Origin of the sequence: Reyranella massiliensis 521 (genome assembly GCF_000312425.1) — a bacterium.
Taxonomy (GTDB): domain Bacteria; phylum Pseudomonadota; class Alphaproteobacteria; order Reyranellales; family Reyranellaceae; genus Reyranella; species Reyranella massiliensis.
The window spans coordinates 449,622-473,297 of the sequence record NZ_HE997181.1 but is presented as its reverse complement, the minus strand read 5'-3'; the positions used below and the strand labels follow the sequence as shown (position 1 = coordinate 473,297).

Genomic DNA, 23,676 nt, shown 5'->3' with positions numbered 1-23,676 from the left:
AACATTCGATGTCGAAGAAGATGCAGTCCGAGCTCGTCGCGATCCTGTCCGATCTGATCGCCTTGCCGAGCCCCTACCCGCCCGGCACGTCGGTCGAAATCTGCGCCTACACCGCTAAGCGCCTGAAGAAGGCGGGCTATAAGGTCGAAATCGTCACCAAGGCCAAGGGTGTCGACAATGTCGTGGCGCGCATGAAAGGCAAAGGCAAAGGCCCGGTCATCGCCTTCAACGCCCATGTCGATACGGTGGGCGTCGGCGAACGCGCCAACTGGAAGAGCGATCCCTATAAGGCGCTGGTCAAGGGCGGCCTCGTCTACGGTCTGGGCGCGGGCAACTGCAAGGGTAGCATGGCGGTCCAGATCTGGCTGGCCGAGGAGATCGCGCGGCGCGGCGGCCCGGCCAAGGGTGAGTTGATTTTCACCTTCGTGGCTGACGAGGAGAATCTCGGCCCCAACGGCATGGAGCATCTGCGCAAGAGCGGCAAGGTGCGGCCCGACGCGCTGATCCTGGGCGCGCAGACCGAGAACAACCTGATCGTCGCCGAACGCGGCGTGATGTGGGCCAAGATCACGACCAAGGGCCGCGCCGCCCATGCCGGCAACCCGGCGGCGGGCGACAACGCCATCCTGCGCATGATGCGTCTGGTCGGCGCTCTGCAATCCTACTACGACAAGGCCCTGGCGCGGCGTGTCTCGGGCGCCATGAAGTCGACCGTGAACATCGGCATGTTCCATGGCGGCCACAATACCAACGTCGTGCCCTCGGCCTGCACGGTCGAAATCGACCGCCGCCTGCTGCCAGACGAAAAGGTGAAAGACGCCTTCAAGGAACTGAAGCGCGTCATCGACGGCGTGGGCGAGCCGAAGGCGATGTACCAGGTCGAGTTCCTGACCGGCACCAACGGCTTCTTCGCGCCCGAGAATGGCGCAGCCGTCGGCGCCTTCGAAGCCGCCGTGAAGGCCCATAGCCGCCGCAAGGTGAAGTTCCTTAATGCTACCGGCGTCAGCGACGGTCGCTACTATGCAGACGACGGCATCGAGATCATCAACTTCGGTCCGGGCTCGGGTGCCCAGGGGCATGCTGCCAACGAGAGCGTGCCCATCGCCGAAATGGTCGATGCAGCCGAGATCCAGATGGGCGTCGTGCAGCGCCTTCTGGGCTGACGCCCGCAACTTACGGTCAATCGCGAGAAAGACGTTCGCAATTGAGAAGTCTTTCACCGCCCCAGCGACTGCAGCCAATGCTCGAAATCCTGGGCTGCATTACGCAGGGGCTCGAAGGGATCCGACGACCGGGAGGCGTTTGACGGGCGAGCAACCCGCACCGGACGCTGGGCCGTCTGAGGCGGCGCGACGATCTGGGGCGCGGGATCCTGGCGAAGCTGCTCCAGAAACTGGCGGTCGATCATGCCTGTTTGCAGCAGCTCCCGGTTCTGCTGGTAGTGCATGACGGCAGCCTGAGTTGCAGGCCCTGCGATGCCATCAAGGGGCCCCGGATTGAAGCCGAAAGCGCGCAACCTCGTCTGGATGTCCCTGACTTCGTCTCTCCGCAACGGCGCCTCTTCCAGGCCGCTCGGCTCGGGTAAGTCCTTTGCGATTTCCGGCATTGGGGCTTGGCTGGGCGCCGCCGGATCGGGGCTGACCTGGGGAGCCACGGGCGCGGGCGGTACGATCGCTGAGGACGCTTCCTTTGCCGGTTCCGGTATCGGCACCACCTTTGCCGGTTCCGGCATCGGCGCCACGGCCGCCACCTCGACAGGCTTCGCGGGCGCCGGCGTCCCGCGCGGCGGTGGCGCCCGATCAAACGGCGAAGCGATGAGTACGACCGCTCCGGTGATGCTTATCGTGAGAACGACGCCACCGACCGCTTTCAGGATTGTCTTCAGCTTCTGGGCGCGTTCGAGATCGTACGCATGGAGCGCAGCCTTGCGGGCTTCCGCGATCGCACGCGGATCGTTCGCCGATTGTCCAGCCACCCGCTCGCCCAGTCGCCGCGACAGGCCTGCAAGCGATTGCTTGAAATCCTCGTCGACCGGGCCGTCCAGCTCCTTGAGCAGCTTGCGGGCAGACCGCCGAGGTCGCTCCGGGTCGGGCGGCGTCTTCCCCGTTTCTTCGGGCTTGCCGTTCTGCTTCTGGTCACCCGTCATCTCGCCACCCCGCGACGCAACCCTCTTCCCACTTCGAGGGCGCGACTGTTGCCTGAACAACGGTGCAACAGTGCGAACGGTGCCGTGACCAATCGGAGACTTCTTGCGGAAGACTGCGGTCGCTCGCCGCACGACCCGCCCTTTCGGTCCCGAGTTGAGGCGTAAGCGCCTGCATGGCACGGTACCGGCCAGGGAGAGTTTGCCATGCCGTTCTATGAAAAGGGTGATGTCCGCATTCACTATGAGGAAGCGGGCACGGGCTTCCCCTTGCTGATCATTCCGGGCGGCGGCCTGAACTCGACGATCGCAGGCCTCGCTGCCACCCATCCGTTCAATGCCCTGGAGGAGTTCAAAGGCGAATACCGCTGCATCGCGGCAGACCTGCGCAATGCCGGCGATGGCCAGTCCTCGGGGCCGCTCGAAATCGGCCGTCCCTGGGACTCCTACGCGGACGATCACCTGGGCCTGATGGATCACCTCGGCATCGGGAAGTTCATGGTGCTGGGCTACTGCATCGGCGGTCCGTTCATCTGGAACCTGCTGAAGCGGGCGCCCGATCGGATCGTTGCAGGGGTGTTGACCCAACCCTCAGGTCATCGGCCGGAATTACCCGATCAATTCTTCACCAACAACATGAACGCCTGGGGACCGGCTCTCAGTGCCCGCCGCCCTGACATCACGATGGCGATGGTCGAGTCGTTTCTCGCGAAGATGTACCGCGCCAACCCCGATTTCGTTTTCACCGTGACCCGGGACTTCGCGCGCGCCTGCCAGACGCCGCTGTTGATCCTGCCGGACGACATCCCGCCGCATCCCTATGCCGTCGCGATGGAGTCGGCGATGCTTGCGCCCAACGCGCAGGTCAGCCTCTATCCGTGGAAGGATACGAAGGAGAAGATTCCGCTGGCGGTGCGACACATCAGGACGTTCCTGAAGGCGAATCGACCGTCGGCATAGGCTACGCCGTCTTCTGCGCCGTCAGCCCGAGCTTGCTGATGGTCTGCTCGCGCATCACGAACTTCTGGATCTTGCCGGTGATCGTCATCGGAAACTCAGGCACGAACTCGATGTAGCGCGGAATCTTGTAGTGGGCGATCTGGCCCTTGCAGAACTCGCGGATATCCTCGGCCGTCGCCGTCTCGCCATCGCGCAACTTGATCCAGGCGCAGACTTCCTCGCCGTACTTCTGGTCGGGCACGCCGATCACCTGCACGTCCTGCACCTTGGGATGGCGATAGAGGAACTCCTCGATCTCGCGCGGATAGACGTTCTCGCCGCCGCGGATCACCATGTCCTTGAGGCGGCCGACGATATTGACGTAGCCTTGCTCGTCCATGATGGCGAGATCGCCGGTATGCATCCATCCGGCGTCGTCGACGGCCTCCTTGGTCTTGGCCTCGTCGTTCCAGTAGCCCTTCATGACCGAATAGCCACGGGTGCAGAACTCGCCCGTCTCGCCGCGCGGCACAGCCTTGCCCTCGCTATCGACGATCTTGATCTCGATGTGCGGCAGGACCTGCCCCACGGTCGAGACGCGCCGCTCGACCGGATCGTCGGTGGCGCACTGGGTCGACACCGGCGAGGTCTCGGTCATCCCGTAGGCGATCGTGACCTCGCCCATGTTCATCTGGCTCTGCACGCGCTTCATCACTTCGATGGGACAGGGCGAGCCCGCCATGATGCCCGTGCGCAGGCTCTTGAGATCGAACCTGGCGAACTCCGGATGATCGAGCTGGGCAATGAACATCGTGGGCACGCCGTAGAGCGCGGTGCAGCGTTCCTCGGAAACCGCCTGCAGGGTCGCCAACGGATCGAAAGCCTCGGCCGGATAGATCATCGTCGAGCCGTGCGTCAGACAGCCCAGATTGCCCATCACCATGCCGAAGCAGTGGTAGAGCGGCACCGGGATGCAGAGCCGGTCTTCGGGCGTGAGTTTCAGCCCCTCGCCCACGAAGTAGCCGTTGTTCAGGATATTGTGGTGGCTGAGCGTGGCGCCCTTGGGATAGCCGGTGGTGCCCGACGTGAACTGGATGTTGATCGCATCGTCGAACTGCAGCTTGGGCGCGAGATCGGCGATCCTGGCCTTCTCGGCATTGCCTCCGGCCTTCGCGACATCGTCGAAATTCAGCATGCCCGGCGTCTTCTCCGTCCCCAGCCGGACGATGTGCTTGAGGTGCGGAAGCTTTCTGTCTTTCACGAGATCCTGGACGATCTCGAGATAGTTCGAGGTCTTCAGCGCCGGCGCCAGGATCAGCGCTTTGCACTCGACCTTGTTCATCGCGTATTCGAGTTCGGCGCGCCGGTAGGCCGGATTGACGTTGACCAGCACCAGCCCCGCCTTGGCCGTGGCGAACTGCGCCAGGGTCCACTCCGACGTGTTGGGCGACCAGATGCCGACCCGGTCGCCGCGCTCCAGGCCGAGCGTCAGCAGGCCAGCGGCGAGATCGTCGACCCGCCGCCCCAGCTCTCCCCAGCTCCAGCGCACGTTCTGGTGGCGAACCACCAGCGCTTCCCGGTCGCGATAGGTCTCGACGGTACGATCGAAGTAGGAGCCGATGGTCTCGCCGATCAGCTTCTTGTCGGAAACGCCGTGGTCGTAGGAAATCTGGGTCATGTTCATGGCTCGAACCTTAAACAGGCTCGGCTCTGCTCTCAATTGTAGCCGTCAATTGTTTCGCGGCGGCTTGCTGCCGGGGATCGGATCGCCGCTGTCGCGTTCCTGCACCGCCTGATGAAAACCCTTTTCCTCGGCACGCTGCTTGAACCAGATGCCTTCCGGCGAATGGCGCGTCATGCCGTCGAACAGGGTCGCCAAAGTCTGGGTCGTCCGCATCCCCATGTTCTCGAAGGCGCTGTTGATGGCGGTTTTCTGCATCCAGAGCTGATTCTTCGGCACGCCCTTCATCCGGTCCGCAATCTTTTGCACCGCAGCATCGAGTTCGCCGGCCGGCACGGCCTGGGTGATGAGGCCGATCCGCTCCGCTTCGCAGCCGTCGATCAGATCGCCCGTAAAGAGCAGGCGCTTGGCCCGCTCCGCCCCGACCCGATAGACCCACATCATCGTCGTCGGACAGCCCCAGACACGGGCGGGCGGGTAGCCGATCTTCGCATCCTCGGCCATCACCACCAGATCGCAGGACAGCGCGATGTCGCTGCCGCCGGCGACGGCATAGCCATGGATCTTGCAGATCGTGGGCTTGTAGCTGCGCCACAGGGACTGAAAGCACTGCGTGTTGTGGTCCATGAGCTGGAAGTCGATGAACGGATCCCAGGGCATCTCCTGGCTGCCGCCGGTGCCGCGCGGACGCTCGGCGGCATTCTTCAGGTCGTAGCCGGCGCAGAAGGCGCGGCCCGCGCCCTGCAGGACGACGACATGGACGAGATCGTCGCGATTGGCTTCCTCGACCGCGGCCCGAATCTCGTCGGGCATCTCGCGGGTGATCGCATTCAGCCGATCCGGCCGATTGAGGGTGATGGTGGCGACACGATCGTCGCGACTGTAGCTGAGCGTCTGATAGGCCAAGGCTTTCTCCTTCTGCACCCAATTAATCTCGCGCAAGCGCCGCCGGGCAAGCCGCTAGGCTCGACCCATGAAACTCGAATTCACCACCGTCGACGTCTTCACCGATCGCCAGTTCGGCGGCAATCCGCTGGCCGTGGTCACCAATGCGCAGGGGCTGTCGACCGAACGCATGCAGGCCATCGCTGCCGAATTCAACCTCGCGGAGACGACCTTCGTGCTGCCGCCGAAGGACCCCCGGCATACGGCAGAGGTGCGCATCTTTACCCCTAAGGCGGAGATGCCGTTTGCCGGCCATCCCAATGTCGGCACAGCCTTCGTGCTGTCCCGCGCCGGCGCGAGCTACGGCAAGCCTGTCGTCGGCGATCGCCTGGTGTTCGAGGAGAAGGCCGGCCTGGTGAACATGGATATCCGGCGCGATGGCGGCGCTGTCGTAGCGACCCGGCTCGCCGCGCCGGTACCGCTGAGCTTCGGCGAGGAGATTGCACCCGAGATCGTCCAGCGCGCCTGCTCGCTCGACGCGACGGCGCTCAAGCTCGATGTCCATCGTCCCATCGTCGCTTCGTGCGGAGCGCCGCTGCTCTTCGTCGAGCTTGCGTCGCGCGAGGCACTGCGTTCGGCGGCGCCGCGGCCCGAAGTCTTCGCCCGCGAGCTGCCACGCGAGCGCATCGTCGGCATCCATCTCTACGTCCAGGCACCCGATGGGCCGATCGACGTGCAGACCCGCATGTTCGCGCCCGAGCACGGCATCCCCGAGGATCCCGCCACCGGCGCCGCCAATGTGGCGTTGATCGGCCTGCTCGCGCACCACCGGCCGGAAGCCGATCTCACCTTCGCGCGGACGATCGGCCAGGGTTTCGACATGGGCCGTCCGAGCGTGCTCGAAGCTTCTGCCGAAAAGAAGAGCGGCAAGGTCGTCGCAACCTACATCGGCGGCCGCTGCGTGCCGATGATGAGCGGAACGATCGACCTCGCCTAGGGACGTCTGCCTAGCGCCGTCAGCCGATCGGCAAGCTCAGCCATCCGTTCGGAATCGGAGACACTGCGCACCCGGTTCGCAGCGTCACCTAAGGGTCCGGACAGATCGCATCCGTTGCCCGTTAGCCATTCGATATTGGGCAACTGCCACTCGAGGTCGATTGCGACACTGATGTAATCGGACCTCGTCTTTGTAATCTTCGCCGCTTCTGCCTGGAGCGCCTCGCGATAGGCCGCGCATACCGCGGAGGGCTCGATGTCGAGTGCCCAGAGTTGCGACAGATCGCCAAGCCTGTCCTGTCCGAGCAACTGAACGGCATCGGCAGTCCGCGTCTTGACCAGCCTCGCCCCAGCCAGAGCCTGGCGATGGTGCATGGCGCCGAGGGGCAAATCTTCGAGATAGTCGCCGAGATGCGAGTCTGGGCCGAGTTTGGCGAAGCGCGCGGCGTCAGCTGCGTCGGCTTCCGCCACGCGCTTCTTCTCGTCCTCTTCCCATCTCCTGCGCTCGGCGGCCTGCGCGGCCTCCCGTTCCGGATTGGGCATGTATTCGATGGTGGTCAGCACCAGCGGCATGATCGTCAGAACGACGATGGCACCTCCCAGGATCGCGGTCGTCGGCACTGGCGGCAGCGTGTCGTGCCAGCCGACCATTCGTGCCCAGAATGCATAGAGCGCCAGCAGCAACGGCAACAACGCCGGGACGACGGCCAGCCAGTCGCCATAACGATCATTGTAGAGACCCATGGCTGAGGCTGCGGCAATTGCCGACAGCGGCAGGAACACGATGGCGGCCGCTGTAGCGTAGGACGGCATTGCGCCGCGCAGGATTGCCACCGCGAACATCGAGGCCAGCACGATCCACAGCACGAGCCCCTGGATCACGGCGAACCCCAGGGACATGCCGCGGCCGGCCGCGTCGCTACTGCGCGCGGTCAATATGTTGGTGATGAAGGGGCCGTAGAGCAGGACCGCCAGGACAAACAGGATCGTCATGCCCCAGGGGAACCCCGGGGAAGTGGTCGGAGTGGCCATTGCCCTTCTTAGCGGCCCGAGACCGAGAGAGGCAATGCCGTGCCCTGCTTCACCGGACGTAAGGCGAAGGAGCTGCGGATCTGGGCGATGCCGGCGATCTTGGTGAAGTCCATCACGAAGCGCTCATAGGCTTCGAGGTCGGGTACCACGACCCGCAGCAGGTAGTCGCTGTCGCCGGTCATCAGGTAGCACTCCATCACCTCGGGCCGCTCCGCAGCCGCCCGCTCGAAGTCTTTCAGCGCCTTTTCGACCTGGGTGGAGAGCGACACACTCATGAAGACATTGACCGAGAGGCCGACCGACTTGGCGTCGAGCTGTGCGGCATACCCCTTGATGACACCCGCCTCCTCGAGCGCCTTGACCCGCCGCCAGCACGGCGACGACGAGAGGCCGACCTGCTCGGCGAGGTCGGCATTGCTCAGCCGGCCATCGTGTTGCAGCCGTTCGAGAATGCGCCGGTCGATAGCATCCAAGGAGATCATTGCTCTAAATGCCGAATTCTAGGAAGATCCTGCCCTATACAGCCTGTTTCGCGATCCGAACGCAAGGACCTTCCAGCGTACAAGGCGTATGCCGATGGGCATGACCACCCTCGCCCCCATCCAGCGTCTTCGCCTGCTTCGCGAACTGGAACGCAAGGTGCTGTGGCTCAGCGCCTGGACGATCCATCACGCCAACCATCTGCGGCCCAATCGCGACGGACTGAAGGTCGGCGGCCACCAGGCGTCGTGTGCGTCGCTGGCGACGGTCATGACGGCTCTCTACTTCTCGGTACTGCGGCCCGAGGATCGCGTGGCGGTGAAGCCGCACGCCTCGCCCGTGTTTCACGCCATCCAGTATCTGTTCGGCCATCAGACCCGCGAGAAGCTGGAACGCTTCCGGGCGCTGGGCGGCGCGCAATCCTATCCTTCCCGCACCAAGGATATCGACGACGTCGACTTCTCGACCGGCTCGGTCGGGCTGGGCGTCGCCATGACGCTCTTCTCCTCGATCGTGCAGGACTATGTGCGGCTGAAGAATCTCGGCGACGGAGAGCGGCCGACCGGGCGCATGGTCGCCCTGGTGGGAGATGCCGAGCTCGACGAGGGCAACGTCTTCGAGGCCCTGCTCGAAGGCTGGAAGCACGACGTCCGCAATCTCTGGTGGGTGATCGACTATAACCGCCAGAGCCTCGACGGCGTGGTGAACGACCGTTTGTTCGGCCGCATCGGCGAGATGTTCGAGCTGGTGGGCTGGCGCGTCGTCACCTTGAAGTATGGCAAGCTGCTGGAGACGGCCTTTACCCAGCCGGATGGCGAGCAGCTCCGTCAGTGGATCGACGACTGCCCCAACTCGCTCTATTCGGCGCTGGTCTTCAAGGGTGGCGCCGGCTGGCGCGAAGCGCTGACGCGCGACCTCAATCAGTATCCCGGCGTCAGGCGCATTCTGGATCAGCACGACGATGCGGCACTGCATCGCCTGATGACGAACCTCGCCGGCAACGACATGCAGGCCGTGCTCGACGCCTTCGAAGGGGTGAACGACGACACGCCGACCTGCTTCATCGCCTACACCATCAAGGGCCAAGGCCTGCCGTTCGCCGGCCACAAGGACAATCACTCCGGCCTCATGACGCTCGACCAGATGGCCGGCTTCAAGCAGGGCATGGGCATTGCCGACGGCCAGGAATGGGACAAGTTCGCGGGCCTCACCGCGACACCCGCCGAACTCCAGCCCTTCCTCGATGCCGCGCCGTTCAACGCCCAGGGCAAGCGGCGCACAACCGCGCCGCAGGTTGCCATCCCGGCCGCCCTGCCACGTCCCACCGACAAGAAGTCGAGCACCCAGGAAGGCTTCGGCAAGATCCTGAACGCCATCGCCGCCGGAGACAGCGAACTCGCGCGGCGCATCGTCACCACCTCGCCCGACGTCACTGTCTCGACCAACCTCGGCGCCTGGGTGAACCGGCGCGGCCTGTGGGCTCATACCGAGGCCGAAGACGTGTTCCGCGAACTCAAGGTCGTGTCGGCGCAGCTCTGGCGCAAGACACCGCGCGGACAGCATATCGAGCTGGGCATCGCAGAGAACAACCTCTTCCTGCAGCTCGCGGCGATGGGACTCAGCCATCAGATCTTCGGCGCCCGCCTGCTGCCGATCGGCACGCTCTATGATCCGTTCATCGCGCGCGGCCTCGATGCGCTGAATTACGCCTGCTACCAGGATTCACGCTTCATGCTGGTGGCCACGCCGTCGGGCGTGACGCTTGCCCCGGAAGGTGGCGCCCATCAGAGCATCCACACGCCGTTGATCGGTATCGGCCAGCCCGGCCTGCTCTCCTACGAGCCGACCTATGTCGACGAACTCGCGATCCTGATGCGGCATGGCTTCGACTACATGCAGCAGGACAAGGGCGGGTCGATCTACCTGCGCCTCTCGACGCGCAGCCTGCCCCAGCCGGAACGCACCCTGTCCGCCGAACAGGAAGCCGACATCGTGAATGGCGCCTACTGGTATGCCGCGCCCGAAGCCGGGGCGGACATTGCGGTGGTCGCCATGGGCGCCGTCACGCCGGAAGCGATTGCGGCGCATGAGAGCATCGTGCGCGATTTCGCCGGCGCCGGCCTGTTGGTGCTGACCTCGCCGGACCGGCTGCATGCCGATTGGCTGGCCGCGCAACGCAACCGCGGCCGTACAATCGGCCTCGTCGATCGCGGCGCGAGCCCCATCGAACGGCTGCTGGCACCGCTGTCACGCGATGCACGCATCGTGACAGTACTGGACGGCCACCCCTTGGCGCTTTCGTGGCTCGGGTCGGTGCGCGGCCAGAGGGTCGTGCCGCTGGGAATCGAGCATTTCGGCCAGTCCGGCGACATCCCCGACCTCTACCGGACCTACAAACTCGACAGTGCGGCAATAATCGACGCGGTGGCGCGCGCCCTCTAAAATGGCGGCGTGAAAGTAGACGGCACCCCTTACCGAACCATCTGGCTCGGCGCCGACGGCATGGCCGTCCAGGTGATCGACCAGACCCTGCTGCCCCACCATTTCGTGGTGCGCGAACTCAAGACGATGGAGGACGCCGAAAAGGCGATCCGCACCATGATCGTGCGCGGCGCCCCGCTGATCGGCGCCGCCGCGGCCTATGGCATGGCGCTGGCCATGGCGACGGATTCCTCGGACGCCATGCTGGCCCGCGCCTATACCGTGCTGATGGAATCGCGGCCGACCGCCGTGAACCTGCGCTGGGCGCTCGACGATCTGCGCGCCCTGCTGGCCCCGCTGCCTGCCGCCAAGCGGCGCGAGACCGCCTATCGGCGCGCGGCCGAAATCTGCGACGAGGACGTCGAGATCTGCCGGCGCATCGGCGAGAACGGCCTCGGTCTGATCCGACGACTGAAGCCCAAAAGCGACCGCATCAATGCGCTGACCCATTGCAATGCCGGCTGGCTGGCCACGGTGGACTGGGGGACGGCCCTGGCGCCGATCTATCAAGCGCACAATGCCGGCATCCCGATCCATGTCTGGGTCGACGAAACGCGGCCGCGCAACCAGGGCGCCAGCCTGACGGCCTGGGAACTCGGCAAGCATGGCGTGCCGCATACAGTCATCGCCGACAATGCCGGCGGCCACTTGATGCAACATGGTCAAGTCGATTTCGTCATCACCGGCACCGACCGCACGACGCGACGCGGCGATGTCTGCAACAAGATCGGCACCTACCTGAAGGCGCTGGCGGCACACGACAACGGCGTGCCGTTCTATGTCGGCCTGCCCTATCCCACGATCGACTGGACGATCGAGGACGGCGTGCGCGAAATCCCGATCGAGGAACGCAATGCGCGCGAGGTCTCCCACATCGCCGGTCGTAGCGAGACCAGCGACCGCGCGACCGTGCAGCTCCTGCCCGATGGCAGCCCCGCCGCCAATCCGGCGTTCGACGTCACGCCGGCGCGGCTGGTGACGGCGCTAATCACCGAACGCGGGGTCTGTCCCGCGAGCGAAGCCGGGCTGCTCTCGCTCTATCCCGAGCAGTCGCGCGCCGCATAGGCAACCATCCGATGGTCGAGGCTCCCTCTTTTATTCGCGCCTCGACCGTCCGCAACGTCGGTTGGCTCGACTTCAACCGGCCGCCGGTCAATGCCTTCAACCGCCAGATGGTCGAGGAAACCCGCGACGCCATCGCGGCCGCCCTTGCCGAGCCCGACATACGGGTGATCGTGCTGGGAAGTGCCGTCGACAGCTATTTCAGCGCCGGCGCCGATCTGAAGGTCTTCAAGGGGATGACGGGCGTCGGCATGCGCAACTGGGCGCTCCTCACGCACGAAATCGTTCGGCTGCTGCGCTCTTCACCCAAACCCTTGCTGGCGGCAATCCACGGTACGGCGGTCGGCGGCGGGCTGGAGATGACGCTTCATTGCGATCTTCGATTTGCCGCGGCCGATGCCAAGCTCGGCCAGCCCGAGATCCGCATCGGTTTCATCCCGCCGATCGCCACCACCCAGGCACTGGTTCGCCTGATCGGCCGGCCGAACGCCATCCGCTATCTCTACGATGGCGGCCTGATATCGGCTGAGCAGGCGCAGCGCTGGGGCCTGATCGACGAGCTTGTCGCCCCGCAGGATCTGCGGACACGGGTGCAGACCTACGGCGAAGAACTGGCCGCCAAGTCGCCTACGGCCCTTGCGGCCATCAGGCGGACCGTCACCCTGGGGGGCGGCATGAGCTTCGACGAGGGCATGGCCTACGAACTCGAAGCCGTCGTCGATCTTGCCGACGGTCCTGACTTCGCCGAAGGCGTCGACGCGTTCCTCGGCAAACGTCCGCCGATCTGGCACCGCGACTGACCAGAAGCCTCAGCCATCGACGCAAGCGAACAGTTGAGAAAGATGGGCGATCGGCGGGAACGCCATCGCCCGCAGGTTTCAACAACCATCCATCGGTGCCATCGATCGCGGGTGCGATAGACGCAGAGCCGAGGAGGGTGCGAACCGCAGCGTGGTGGAACGTGTTATAATTTAAGGCTGATGATCCCATTCTTCGACCCTCTCGTTCTCGGCTTCCTCGTCGCCCTCGGCATTGGTCTGCTGATCGGCATTGATCGCGAGCGCAAGAAAGGTGAAGGCCCGACGCGCGGCGCCGCTGGCCTCAGGACCTTCACCCTGGCTTCGCTGGCGGGCGCTACGGGCATCGCCGTTGGCGGAGAAATCCTGATGGCGACGGTAGTGTTGGGCGTGACTGCCTTCGCGGGCCTTTCCTACTGGCGTGCCCAGGACAGCGATCCGGGCCTCACGACCGAGATAGCCCTCGTACTGACGGCTCTGCTGGGCGGGCTAGCGGTCCGCGAACCGGCCTATGCCGCGGGTATCGGCGTGGTCACGGCGGCTCTGCTCAATGCCCGCGTCGAGCTGCATCGATTCGTCCGGTCGGTCCTGACGGCTTCTGAGATTCGCGATCTTCTGGTCTTCGCCAGCGCGACTCTCGTTGTGCTGCCCTTGCTGCCCGACCATCCTATCGGGCCTTACGGCGCCTTCGATCTTCGCACGGTATGGATCGTGGTGATCCTGGTGATGGCCGTGGGGGCACTGGGCTATGTCGCCGTTCGCGCGGTCGGGTCTCGTTTCGGCCTTCCCCTGGCAGGCCTTGCCTCGGGCTTCATCTCGAGCAGCGCCACGATCGGGGCGATGGGTGCGCGGGCCGCCAAAGAGCCGGAACTCATGAAGCCCGCCGTAGCCGGCGCCATACTGTCGTCGGTCGCCACCGTCGTGCAGCTTGCCGTTCTGGTTGCCGTCACAAGCCTGCCGACCCTCGAGGCCTTCGCCGTTCCATTGGCGCTATCTGGCGTGGCAGCAATTCTCTACGGCGGCATCTTCACGCTCTGGGCCTTGAAGCAACCAGGCGAATCGCAAGAGACGCCAGGGAGTGCCTTCAGCCTCAAAACCGCCCTGACCTTTGCCGTCATTCTCGCGGCGGTACTTGTCCTTGCGGCAGCGCTGCAGGACTGGTTCGGAGAGACCGGCGTTATCCTTGCAGCCGGCGCTGGCGGCTTCGCCGACGCTCACTCCGCTGCCATCTCCGTAGCATCCTTGGTGGCAGATGGCCGCCTGGAACCACCGGCCGCCATCGTGCCCATCCTGGTCGCGCTCACGACCAATACTGTGACCAAGATGATCTTTGCTTTTTCGGCTGGCGGCCGTGCATTCGCGCTTTACGTCATTCCTGGCCTGATCCTGATGGTGATCGCAGGCTGGGCGGGCGCGCTCTTCGTGCCGCAGAGCTGACAGGCTGCCACAGGTCGAAATCGGGAAGATCTATGATCCGCGCCGTTCGCAGGTAGGCAGCACCGGAAAGCCGCGGTACAGTTCGGCTCTCTTGCGTTCCTTTGTTCTTCTTCCCGGCTTCATGTGCGACTCGGATCTCTGGACCGACATGGTCCTCGATCTCGAAGCGCTGGGCTCACTCCACTACGGCAACGTCTACGAGGACTCGTCGCTCGAAGGCATGGCTCAGCGCGTCCTCGCCGACGCGCCGGATCGCTTCGTGCTCGTAGGCTTCTCGATGGGCGGCTTCGTGGCGCGTGTACTTACGCTGATGGCGCCCGAACGCGTGACAGGTGTGGCGTTCATCGCCTCCTCCGCGCGCGGTTACTCCGACGAAGAGCGCGCGCGGCGCCAGGCCGGCTATCGTCCTGGCGATCGGCCACCGCCTGCTGCCGGCACGGTGACGACGGCAATGGGGCTGCATCCCGACCGGGAAGCCGATCCCGTACTGCTCGACCGGCTGCGCAACATGCAACGCCGTCTGGGACCGGAAGTCCGCAAGCGGCAGGCGGCGCTCATCCGCCGTGACGGCTACGCCGATCTGGAACGGATCACGTGCCCCTCGCTGGTGGTGGCCTGCCGGCAGGACCGTCTGCGGACCTTTGCCGAGACCGAGCGCATGGCGCAGCACCTGCCCCGCTCCAGCTTCGCCATCCTCGAGGATTGCGGCCACATGGCTCCCCTGGAAAAGCCCAAGGAACTCACGGCGCTGCTTGCAGCCTGGCTGCACCGCACCGGGCTCTAGAAACGGGCCAGCTGTAAGGACTCAGGCGCCCGCTCGGTGTAGCCTTAATCCATGAGTGATGGGCAAGCCCTGTTCGCAGTCCTGCGGCAGTCGGCGGATGCCGACACCGTAGCTGCCATGGAGCGGCTGATCGGGACAGCTCCCGACGCCGACCTTTGCCGCGTCAACGTTTTCGACTTCGCCCGTCGCCATAATGTCGGAGAGGACGAGACGATCGCCGCCTTCCTGCATGCTGCTCGCATCGGATTGTTCGAGATGTCCTGGAACGTGCTCTGCCCCGGTTGCGGCGGCGTGCTCGACTCGAACGCCTCCCTGAAGAGCGTGCGCTGCGAGGAATATGTCTGTGCGCTCTGCGCTGCAGGCTACGAGCCTACGCTCGACGAAATGGTCGAAGTGACCTTCACCGTAAATCCGAGGATACGCCGTATCGCGGCGCACGATCCGGACAGCATGCCGATGTGGGACTATGCTCGGCAGATCTTCTGGGGATCGGGGATCGACCTTCCCACGGACAATTTCGACGAGCTGATCGACGAAATCACGCTCGATGCCGTCGAGCTCCCACCGGGCGGCAGGGCGATCTTGTCGCTGCAGCTTCCCTCCGACTTTGTCATCGTCTTCGAACCCGTCACGCACGCGGCGCGCTTCATCGACGTCAAGGGCGAGCCGACGCGGGAGCGCCAGAACCTGTCGTTGGTGTTCAACAATCTTCGCTCGCCGACGGGGACGATGGAGCTGCGACCAGGGCCGCTCCGGCTGCAACTGGAGAATCAAACATCACGCCGTACGCTGCCCGGCATCTGGATCGCCAACGATAGGATGCATGACCTGCTCGGTCGCCGTAAACGCTTCCTGACGGCCAAGCGGCTCCTCTCCAACCAGACCTTCCGCGATATCTACCGGACCGACACGCTCGACATCGACCAGCGGCTGAAGATCACCAGCCTCACGTTCCTGTTCACCGACCTCAAGGGTTCGACCGAGCTTTATGAGCGGGTTGGCGATCTCGTGGCGTTCGACCTCGTTCGCGAGCATTTCCGTGTCTTGCACGAGATCGTCGCGGCGGAGAGCGGCGCCGTAATCAAGACCATTGGCGACGCCGTCATGGCGACCTTCCCGACGCCCGATCGCGCCCTGGCCGCCGCCCTCCGCATGCGCCAGGCCATGCGGGCCCTGAACGATACGCACGGCCGCGAAGATCTCCTCCTCAAGATCGGCATCCATGAAGGCCCCTGCCTCGCCGTCACCTTCAACGAACGGCAGGACTATTTCGGCCAGACGGTGAACATCGCGTCGCGCGTTCAGGGACTGGCTGTTTCCCAGTCGATCCTGGCGACCGCCTCCGTCATCGATCATCCGCAAAGCACAGACCTGCTCGAACGCAACGGGCAGAAACCGATGGTGCAAAGGCAGGCGCTGCGCGGCGTGGCTTCGGAGGTCGCCGTCTACGAAATTCCCTGAGCCGCCGCACCACGCCGCCGCATCCAGCGCGATAGCTTGGCCGCTCCGCCGAACAGGAAAGCAACGGCGAAGGCCACGACTGTCGGCAGCCACAGGTCGAGGAAAGACACGATCCGCGCCCGGCTGGGATTGGTGCGATCGTAGACCACCGTGACCACGTCTCCTGCCGAAAACGACGTGCCGCTGCCGCCACGGCCGTGGAATTCGACCTCGCGACCTTCCTGGGTGGTGAAGCGCACGACGGGCGCAAAGGAGACCTGCTCGACGTCGCGCCGCACTTCGCGCCCGGTGGCCAGCGTCACCTCCTCTGTGACGATACTGCTGCTCCTGCGAATCTCGACCACCGAGCCCTGCGCGCGGCCGCCCCCGGCATAGAGATCGGTCGCACTCCACAGTGCAAAGATGCCGATCAGAAGCGCCACGACGGAAACAACGTTAAAGGCACGCTCGCCGATGACCGACAAGTCGCCGTTGCGCGACAGCCCCCAGGCAATGGCGCCGAACATCAGCCAGAAGGAGCCGAAGCCAATGGCGATGATCGGCACCAGCCAGAGCCGCTCGAAGGTATCGAGACGGATGCTCCGCGGGTCCTCGGGCATGTAGAGCACCGTGACCAAGTCGCCCGTGGAAAAGTCGGGTGCGCCGCTACCGAGATCGGTGACTTCGTGGAGTTCACCACTGGGCAGGCGAAAGCGCACCACCGGCGCATACATGCTGCCGTCGCGCACGATGTCGACCACCACGCCGTCGGCCTGGTCGCCGTAGAGAACATGGCGCAGGTTGCCGAGCCCCAGGAGAATGCCGCCCGCAACGATGAGGCCGCCGATGGCCAAGATGCCCCAGGCGATCCGATGCCAGCCCATATCCATGGCCATCGCCAATTCCCTCAGACCGGCTGACGCTTGCGCAGTCTGTCGATGAGGGTGATCAGCCGCATGCCCTGAGGAGTGGCGGAATCGAGGAGCTGCTCGCGCGGCGTATTCTCCGCCAGCCGGCTGATCTCGATGAGCGCGCGGATATGCTGACGTCGCGTCAGCCGATACTCCGAAGACCGATGATGAAAGAACAAGCGCTTGAGCTGGCCGTCGCCTACCAGCGCGTTCAACTCCGACGCGGTCACGTAGATCAGGAAGCAGATGAAGATCCACAAATGGACCGCCACGAAGCGGTGCCAGGTGAAGGCTTCGACTTCGGCCTGGAAACTGCCGCCGAAGCCGCCGGTGTCGAGGGCGAAATGCACCAGCTTCTCCAGGAAACGCACGATCAGCACGACCAGAGAATAGAAGATCGTCTTGTACAGGATCGGCTGAATCAAAGGAGCGCCGCGGAACTTGTCGATCAGGCGGACCTTGTCGACAACCAGAACGACCTTGCCGACAACCAGGGCGGTCGTGCTGGCGAGAACGAAGCTCGACAACCGGAACCAGTAATCGTGGACCAGCAGGTCCGTCGTCAGCGAGATCAGGTTGAAGGCGACGAAGAAATAGAGCGTCGGCGGCAACAGATGACGGATCATGTTGAACCAGCCGCGATAAATCCGCACCGGAAGGGAGACCGCGGCCACGCTCACATCCGGCCTCCGTCGACGACGAAGTTCTGCGCCGTCACCAACCGGCTGTCGTCAGCGGCCAGCCACAGCACCATGCGCGCTATATCGGGGGGATAGACCTTCTCCTTGAGGCACTGCGCGACCATCAAGGCGGCTTCGGCCTGCGGGGTCAGCCAGAGATCGATCTGGCGCTGGGTCATGATCCAGCCCGGCGTCAGCGAATTGAGGCGGATATTGTCGGGTCCGAGATCGCGGGCGAGGCCACGCGTCATGCCGATCACCGCAGCCTTGGCCGCTTGATAGACGGAGAGTTGCGGCGTCATCGCATGATAGCTCACGGAGCTGAAATTGATGATCGAGCCGCCACCGGCCTTCTTCATGCCGGGCACCACGGACTGAATGGCGAAGTACTGGTGGCGCAAATTGACCGCGATGCGCTCGTCCCAGAAGGCGGGAGTCACCTGGTCGATCGTGTGGCGGTCGTCACGGGCCGCATTGTTTACCAGCACCTTGAAAGCACCGAGCTTGCCCGCCATGCCGTCGATCGTCGCCTGATAGGCAGGGAGATCGCGCACGTCGGCCTTGGCAAAGAGCGGTGCCGGATGGCCGGCGCCCTTGATCTTGTCGACCAGCGCCACAGAAGCCGCTTCATCGATATCGACGAAGCCCACTTTGGCGCCCTGTTCGGCAAAATGCTCGACGATCGAAGCGCCGATGCCCGAACCGCCACCCGAGACGAAGACAGGCCGGCCGGCAAGGCTGGGATAGGAGGCGAATTGCGGCATGGCGTCCTCACGAAAACGAAAGACGGAAGGCGATCTCGCCCGCGAGCGTCATCCCGGCGGCCAGTCGGGTGCTCCCGACAGCTCCGTTGGCATGACTCACCGGCTCGATACAGAAAAACGTCTGGCCGTCGGGAACATAGATCACCAGATGGCGGAACGCCTCCGTGGCAGAGAGTTCCAGCCGCATACCCCGGCGCGGCCAGGCGATGGTCGCGCGCCCGTCCCAGCCGTCGAAACAATGATCGAGCCCCAGCCCCTCGACCCGACGCCCCTGGGAGAAATCCCAGGCCAGGGGCACCGGCACATGATTCAGCGGCAGGACTTCGGCATCGGTCTCCCAGACGCCACGCAGCCGGCAGGTCAATTCGGTCTCGGCATCGCACGGGAAATACGGATGCAGGCCCAGCCCCGCCGGGACATCGCGATCTTCGAGATTCTCGATCGACATGCCGGCCACGAGCCCTGTCTCGTCGAGCACGAAGGTCTGGCGGGCGCGATATCGGAACGGCCATCCAGAACGGCCATCGTGCTCGTACATGAGCTCGGCCGAGCGAGCATCGCGGCCAACGACAGTCCAGGCCTGTGACCAGCCATCGCCATGCATGGGATGGGGCACACCTGGCCAGTTCAACGGTACATGAATCTGCTCGTCGCCGAAGAGAAGCCGCCCGTTCGCGATGCGATTGGAAAACGGCACCAGCGGATAGCAGGCGCTATCCTTCCCCGTACCCGACGCCAACGCCGCCTCCGTGGCGGGCCGCAGCGCATCGCTGGCCGCGTTGCCACCCCCCAGCACGACAAAGCGCGCAATTGACCCGCCGGCTTCCGGCGCAAGGTCGACCAAGAGCCGGCCGGCCTGCAAAGACAGTAGCTGCATGAGTTCGTCTCACCTGCCTCCTGACGAATAATCCACCGTGGCCTACTTTTTGCTGGGTTGCACCTATGTCTGATGGCACGCCGATGATAGGCTTTCGCCAACTCGACGTTGTCGGCTTCGTGCCGAGTGCCATTCGTCTCGACACGGCCATCACCCGGACCTGGGGGCTATCACATGAGTGACGAGGTCATCGGCAAGTGGGAGTTGAGTCGCCGCCGCGTACTGGCCAGCACAGCGGGCCTTGGTCTGCTTGGTTCTGCAGGCCGAGCTTTCGGCCAGTCGGCAGGCCCTTGGAGTCAAGCGCCCAAGAGCAAAGTGGACCGCCTCAACTTCGTCGTCTGGACCTATGGCGACATCTACACGCGCATCGCCAAGCAGTTCGAGGCGGATTGGGGCGTCAAGGTCGACTCGACTATCTCCTCGTTCAACGACCATCCTACCAAGCTGACGACGATGTTCGCGGCCGGCGAGAAGATCGACGTCTCGCAATCCTCGCCGTTCTCCTTCCCGAACTTCGTCAATCAAGGTCTGGTCGAGCCGATCGACAGTCTTCCCGGCGCTGCCGACTACATCAAGGACTTCACGCCCTTCACCAAGCAGGTCGCAACGGTGAACGGCAAGACCATGGGCCTGCCTTACTTCTCCGCCGTGTGGGTGTGGAACTACTACGCCGACATGCTGGAAAAGCTGAAGATCGACAAGCCCTTCGCCACCTACGACGAGTTCATCGAGCATTGCGTGAAGGCAAAGAAGGACGGCGTCTCGCGCTATCCCGTGCTCTGGGTCGCGGGCGTCGGGCTCGAGCAGTTGCCGGGCACCTGGTACCAGATGACCTGGAACCGCGGCGGCACCTTCTTCGACAAGCAGGGCAATCACATGCTGGGCGCGGGTTCGGTCGCCCGCGAGACCTTGAAATGGTGGGCGAACACCTTCGAGAAGGGTCTCGACATCTCCGACCCGGAATCGCTCAAGGTGCAGTTCACAACGTCGGCCAAGGCTTTCGGCGCCGGCAAGAATCTCTATCGCGGTCCCAATCACCACTACGGGCTCAACGTCGTCAACGATCCGGCGCAGTCGCCCATCGCCGGCAAGGTCAAAGTCCACGGCTCGCCCGGTGACGGCAAGACGATCGGCGTCACCCATGTCTACTTCCTCACGTCAGCCACGCGCGACAAGGAATGGGGCTGGAAGCTGCTCCAGTATCTTGGCGGCAAGACCAAGGACGGCAACTACACGCAGGCCATCAGTCTCGCGAAGGATGCGATGCTGGGTTCCGGCTACACGTCGGTGATGAACAGCGATGCGGTGAAGCAGGGCTGGGCGCCGTGGGGCGACGTCCCCGCCATTCTCAAGATCTGGGACCAGGCGGCTTACATCGGCGAAGTCTGTTCGTCGGTCTATCAGCCCTGGCATTTCCCCTGGACGGATCAGCTCAACATCGAGGTCCAGAAGTGTCTTACTGGTCAGATCACGGCGGACCAATGCTGTGACAACCTGATCAAGGGCATTGCCGACGCCAAGCGCAAGGTCTGATCCCCTGACGACCCAGGCGACAGGACTTCCCATCGCGCGAGCGGGCCGCAGGCCCTGGCTTCAGCGCGAAATGTCGGCCGGCAGCTTCGCGTTCTTCATGAACGTGCCGACGCTGTTCTTCCTCGGCCTGGTGCTCGCCTATCCGGTGATCTACGCCGGCTACCTGTCGGTTCATCAGGTCGGCCTCGCGCAGCTTCGACGCGGCGTCTTCTCGTTCAACGGTTGGGACAATTACAGCCGCGTGCTCGAAGATCCGCTGTTCTGGATCGCGATCAAGAACACGTCGATCTTCACCGCCATCACCGTCGGCAGCGAGGTCGTACTGGCGGTGCTGATCGCGCTGCTGCTCAACCAGACAGGCATCTGGACATCGAGGATCACGCGTTTCCTGATCCTGTTGCCCTACGCCATTCCACCGATCGCCAACGGCCTGATCTGGTCGTTCCTCTACAGCTTCCAGTTCGGCTTCCTGAACCGGATCCTGTTTTCTCTTGGACTGATCGACGATCCGATCAATTGGGCAGGCAATCCCGATACGGCGCTCTACGCCGTCACCGTGCCCTATATCTGGCGAACCCTGCCCTTCGCGATCATCCTGGTGCATGCGGCCTTGCAAGGCATCCCACGAGAACTCTACGAGGCGGCAGCCGTCGACGGCGCCACAGCATGGCATCGTTTCTGGCACATCACGTTGCCGCTGCTCCGGCCAATCATCGCCATCATCCTGGTGCTGCGCACAGCCTTTGCGTTCGCCGTCTTCGAGGAAATTCTCGCCATCACCCAAGGCGGTCCGGGCGACGCCACCTGGGTGGCCGCCTGGTACAGCTACAAGATTACCTTTTCGCCGCCGAACAATTTCGGCATGGGCTCGGCATCGGCCTTCATCCTGACCTTGATGATCGGCCTCATCGCCCTGGTCTACATGCGCATGGTCTATCGCCGGGTGACGCTCTGATGTTTGCGACGTCGCGCACCACGAAGCTCATGCTTCACGTTGCCAACCTGATGGTGATCGCCTTCATCCTGCTGCCGCTGGTGGCGGTGCTGATCGGCAGCATCCAGTCGGAAAAAGCGTTGCAGGCTGACACGCGCCGCGTGCTGCCGCTGGAGTTCACCCTCGACAACTTCACCGTCATTCTCACCAAGGGCGAGCAGAAGGGCCGTATCTTCGAGCAGGTCACTTACCTGCCGGACAACATCAAGAACTTCTACACCGCCTTCCTGAACTCCGCGATCGTGGCGGGCTCGGTGACGTTCCTCACGCTGCTTTTCGGGTCGCTGTCGGCCTACACCATCGCCCGCCAGCGCTTCCGCTGGACCCTCTTCCTGCTACAGGCCAACATCGTCGCGCGCTTCGTGCCGGTGATCGTGCTGATGATTCCGCTATACGTGGTCATGCGGTCGGTCGGGCAGCTCAATTCGCTCACCGGCGTCATCATCGCGGAGACCGGCTTTCTTCTGCCCTATGCGATCCTGATCCTCGCCCCCTACTTCGACACGATTCCCGCCGAACTCGAAGAAGCGGCACGCATCGACGGATGCTCCCGCTTCAGCGCCTTCGTGCACATCGTGCTGCCACTGGCGACCCCGGCGCTCGCGGCCTGCGGGGTCATCATGTTCATCATTTCATGGCACGAGCTGCTGATCCCGTTGATCCTGAATGCCCGGCCGGACGTGATGACCCTGCCCGTGGTCATTGCCAGCCTGGTCGGCGACGTCCACGTCTTCTTCAATCTCATGATGGCGATCTGCCTGCTGGCCTTGGCCCCGACGGTGATCCTGGTGGCGTTGCTGCAGCGGTACATCGTCGAGGGTCTTTCCGCGGGTGCCGTGAAGGGCTGATCGCCCCGCCCGAGCCGCCCAGCGATACAACAAATTGGCCTCCCTTTTGTCGACGGGCTTATGATCCAGCCGTCTTTCAACGACCCTCGAGGGAAGGAAACGGACTGATGTCGACGAATATGCTGAAGAAGCGGCTGCAGGCGGGTAAGGCTTGCGTTAACGGCTGGCTGGCGATCCCCGACGGCTTCTCGGCCGAGACCATGGCGCAGTGCGGCTGGGACAGCGTCACCGTCGACATGCAGCACGGCGTTCAGGACTATCATTCGATGGTCCGCTGCTTCCAGGCGATGGACAAGCATCCGATCACGCCGCTGGTGCGCGTGCCGTGGAACGAGCCCGGCATCGTCGGCAAGGTGTTGGACGGCGGCGCCTGGGGCGTCATTTGCCCGATGGTGAACAACGCCACCGAAGCCAAGGCGCTGGTCTCCTATTGCCTCTATCCGCCCAAGGGCAAGCGTTCCAACGGTCCGATCCGCGCCGGCGCCTACGGCGAAGCGACGCCCTATCAGGCGACGGCCAACGACGAAGTGCTGGTCATCCCGATGATCGAGACCCAGGAAGCGATCGACAATATCGACGCCATCCTCGACGTGCCGGGCGTCAGCGGCATCTATGTCGGCCCGTCCGATCTCGGCCTGTCGCTTGGCCTGAAGCCCATACTCGACCGCGAGGAGCCGCAGATCCTTTCGATCTACGACAAGCTGCTGGCGGCCACCAAGAAGCGCGGCCAGTTCGCCGGCCTGCACAACGGCACGGCCTCCTATGCCGCCAAGATGATCGGCAAGGGCTTCCGTCTGGTCACCATCGCCAACGACAGCGGTCTGATGGCCCAGGCCGCCCGCGCCGCCGTCAACCAGACGCGCAAGGAAGCGGGCGACGTCGCCGCGAAGTAGGCGCGCCAAAACAAGCGCC

22 protein-coding genes are annotated in these 23,676 nt (G+C 64.1%); 13 read left to right on the top strand and 9 right to left on the bottom strand.

The window, feature by feature from the left end:
• Nucleotides 1–8 precede the first annotated feature (8 nt).
• Nucleotides 9–1,163, top strand: a complete 1,155-nt coding sequence (locus tag BN60_RS02315) for a M20 family metallopeptidase (protein WP_020694366.1) — start codon at nucleotides 9–11, stop codon at nucleotides 1,161–1,163.
• Between the two features lie 53 nt (nucleotides 1,164–1,216).
• Here BN60_RS02315 and BN60_RS28495 read toward each other — a convergent pair whose 3' ends face one another.
• On the bottom strand, nucleotides 1,217–2,386 hold the full coding sequence (locus BN60_RS28495) for a peptidoglycan-binding domain-containing protein (RefSeq protein WP_177324743.1): 1,170 nt from the start codon (nucleotides 2,384–2,386) through the stop codon (nucleotides 1,217–1,219).
• On the opposite strand from BN60_RS28495, the gene BN60_RS02305 reads away from it, so the two are divergent.
• Nucleotides 2,351–3,103: an alpha/beta fold hydrolase gene (locus BN60_RS02305; RefSeq protein ID WP_020694364.1), complete on the top strand. Its 753-nt coding sequence runs from the start codon at nucleotides 2,351–2,353 to the stop codon at nucleotides 3,101–3,103. The two genes, BN60_RS28495 and BN60_RS02305, sit on opposite strands and share 36 nt — an antisense overlap.
• 1 nt (nucleotide 3,104) lies before the next feature.
• On the opposite strand, the gene BN60_RS02300 is transcribed toward BN60_RS02305, so the two are convergent.
• A complete protein-coding gene (locus tag BN60_RS02300) occupies nucleotides 3,105–4,766 on the bottom strand; it encodes an AMP-binding protein (RefSeq protein WP_020694363.1) in 1,662 nt (553 codons plus the stop codon).
• Between the two features lie 45 nt (nucleotides 4,767–4,811).
• Nucleotides 4,812–5,669, bottom strand: coding sequence for a crotonase/enoyl-CoA hydratase family protein (locus tag BN60_RS02295; protein WP_020694362.1), 858 nt, complete (start codon nucleotides 5,667–5,669; stop codon nucleotides 4,812–4,814).
• A gap of 67 nt (nucleotides 5,670–5,736) precedes the next feature.
• On the opposite strand from BN60_RS02295, the gene BN60_RS02290 reads away from it, so the two are divergent.
• Entirely contained in the window at nucleotides 5,737–6,645 is a 909-nt protein-coding gene (locus BN60_RS02290; RefSeq protein ID WP_020694361.1) for a PhzF family phenazine biosynthesis protein, read from the top strand.
• Here BN60_RS02290 and BN60_RS02285 read toward each other — a convergent pair.
• A complete protein-coding gene (locus BN60_RS02285) occupies nucleotides 6,642–7,637 on the bottom strand; it encodes a hypothetical protein (RefSeq protein WP_043283560.1) in 996 nt (331 codons plus the stop codon). The two genes, BN60_RS02290 and BN60_RS02285, sit on opposite strands and share 4 nt — an antisense overlap.
• Before the next feature lie 47 nt (nucleotides 7,638–7,684).
• A complete protein-coding gene (locus BN60_RS02280) occupies nucleotides 7,685–8,158 on the bottom strand; it encodes an Lrp/AsnC family transcriptional regulator (RefSeq protein ID WP_020694359.1) in 474 nt (157 codons plus the stop codon).
• A 94-nt stretch (nucleotides 8,159–8,252) separates the two neighbouring features.
• Here BN60_RS02280 and BN60_RS02275 point away from each other — a divergent pair, with 94 nt between their 5' ends.
• The 6 genes from BN60_RS02275 to BN60_RS02250 all read left to right on the top strand — a co-directional run bounded on the left by BN60_RS02275 (nucleotide 8,253) and on the right by BN60_RS02250 (nucleotide 16,178).
• Nucleotides 8,253–10,598 (top strand): hypothetical protein, encoded by a 2,346-nt coding sequence (locus BN60_RS02275; RefSeq protein WP_020694358.1) that lies wholly within the window; start codon nucleotides 8,253–8,255, stop codon nucleotides 10,596–10,598.
• Nucleotides 10,599–10,607: 9 nt separating this feature from the next.
• A complete protein-coding gene (gene mtnA / locus BN60_RS02270; RefSeq protein WP_043283559.1) occupies nucleotides 10,608–11,702 on the top strand; it encodes an S-methyl-5-thioribose-1-phosphate isomerase in 1,095 nt (364 codons plus the stop codon).
• A gap of 11 nt (nucleotides 11,703–11,713) precedes the next feature.
• Nucleotides 11,714–12,499, top strand: a complete 786-nt coding sequence (locus BN60_RS02265; protein WP_020694356.1) for an enoyl-CoA hydratase/isomerase family protein — start codon at nucleotides 11,714–11,716, stop codon at nucleotides 12,497–12,499.
• 180 nt (nucleotides 12,500–12,679) lie between these two features.
• Complete coding sequence (locus BN60_RS02260) at nucleotides 12,680–13,933, top strand: MgtC/SapB family protein (RefSeq protein WP_020694355.1); 1,254 nt, start codon at nucleotides 12,680–12,682, stop codon at nucleotides 13,931–13,933.
• Between the two features lie 91 nt (nucleotides 13,934–14,024).
• Complete coding sequence (locus BN60_RS02255) at nucleotides 14,025–14,717, top strand: alpha/beta fold hydrolase (protein ID WP_020694354.1); 693 nt, start codon at nucleotides 14,025–14,027, stop codon at nucleotides 14,715–14,717.
• Nucleotides 14,718–14,768: 51 nt separating this feature from the next.
• Nucleotides 14,769–16,178, top strand: coding sequence for an adenylate/guanylate cyclase domain-containing protein (locus tag BN60_RS02250; protein WP_020694353.1), 1,410 nt, complete (start codon nucleotides 14,769–14,771; stop codon nucleotides 16,176–16,178).
• Here BN60_RS02250 and BN60_RS28490 read toward each other — a convergent pair.
• From BN60_RS28490 to BN60_RS02230, 4 genes are read right to left on the bottom strand one after another with little or no spacing between them, the layout of a single operon-like run.
• Nucleotides 16,163–17,053 carry a DUF3592 domain-containing protein gene (locus BN60_RS28490; protein WP_020694352.1) on the bottom strand — a complete coding sequence of 297 codons (891 nt, stop codon included), beginning with the start codon at nucleotides 17,051–17,053 and terminating at the stop codon, nucleotides 16,163–16,165. The two genes, BN60_RS02250 and BN60_RS28490, sit on opposite strands and share 16 nt — an antisense overlap.
• A gap of 11 nt (nucleotides 17,054–17,064) precedes the next feature.
• A complete protein-coding gene (locus tag BN60_RS02240) occupies nucleotides 17,065–17,748 on the bottom strand; it encodes a hypothetical protein (RefSeq protein ID WP_020694351.1) in 684 nt (227 codons plus the stop codon).
• Nucleotides 17,745–18,512 carry an SDR family NAD(P)-dependent oxidoreductase gene (locus BN60_RS02235; RefSeq protein WP_020694350.1) on the bottom strand — a complete coding sequence of 256 codons (768 nt, stop codon included), beginning with the start codon at nucleotides 18,510–18,512 and terminating at the stop codon, nucleotides 17,745–17,747. Before BN60_RS02235 ends, BN60_RS02240 begins: the two co-directional genes overlap by 4 nt.
• A gap of 7 nt (nucleotides 18,513–18,519) precedes the next feature.
• Nucleotides 18,520–19,389 carry an aldose 1-epimerase gene (locus BN60_RS02230; protein ID WP_020694349.1) on the bottom strand — a complete coding sequence of 290 codons (870 nt, stop codon included), beginning with the start codon at nucleotides 19,387–19,389 and terminating at the stop codon, nucleotides 18,520–18,522.
• A 174-nt stretch (nucleotides 19,390–19,563) separates the two neighbouring features.
• Between BN60_RS02230 and BN60_RS02225 the strand changes: the two genes are divergently transcribed.
• From BN60_RS02225 to BN60_RS02210, 4 genes are all read left to right on the top strand, one after another.
• Complete coding sequence (locus BN60_RS02225) at nucleotides 19,564–20,922, top strand: extracellular solute-binding protein (protein ID WP_083855917.1); 1,359 nt, start codon at nucleotides 19,564–19,566, stop codon at nucleotides 20,920–20,922.
• Nucleotides 20,923–20,992: 70 nt separating this feature from the next.
• Entirely contained in the window at nucleotides 20,993–21,877 is an 885-nt protein-coding gene (locus BN60_RS02220) for a carbohydrate ABC transporter permease (protein WP_020694347.1), read from the top strand.
• On the top strand, nucleotides 21,877–22,764 hold the full coding sequence (locus BN60_RS02215; protein WP_020694346.1) for a carbohydrate ABC transporter permease: 888 nt from the start codon (nucleotides 21,877–21,879) through the stop codon (nucleotides 22,762–22,764). Before BN60_RS02220 ends, BN60_RS02215 begins: the two co-directional genes overlap by 1 nt.
• A 107-nt stretch (nucleotides 22,765–22,871) precedes the next feature.
• The gene (locus tag BN60_RS02210; RefSeq protein ID WP_020694345.1) at nucleotides 22,872–23,657 is read left to right on the top strand and encodes an HpcH/HpaI aldolase family protein; all 786 of its coding nucleotides are present in this window, start codon (nucleotides 22,872–22,874) and stop codon (nucleotides 23,655–23,657) included.
• Nucleotides 23,658–23,676 lie beyond the last annotated feature (19 nt).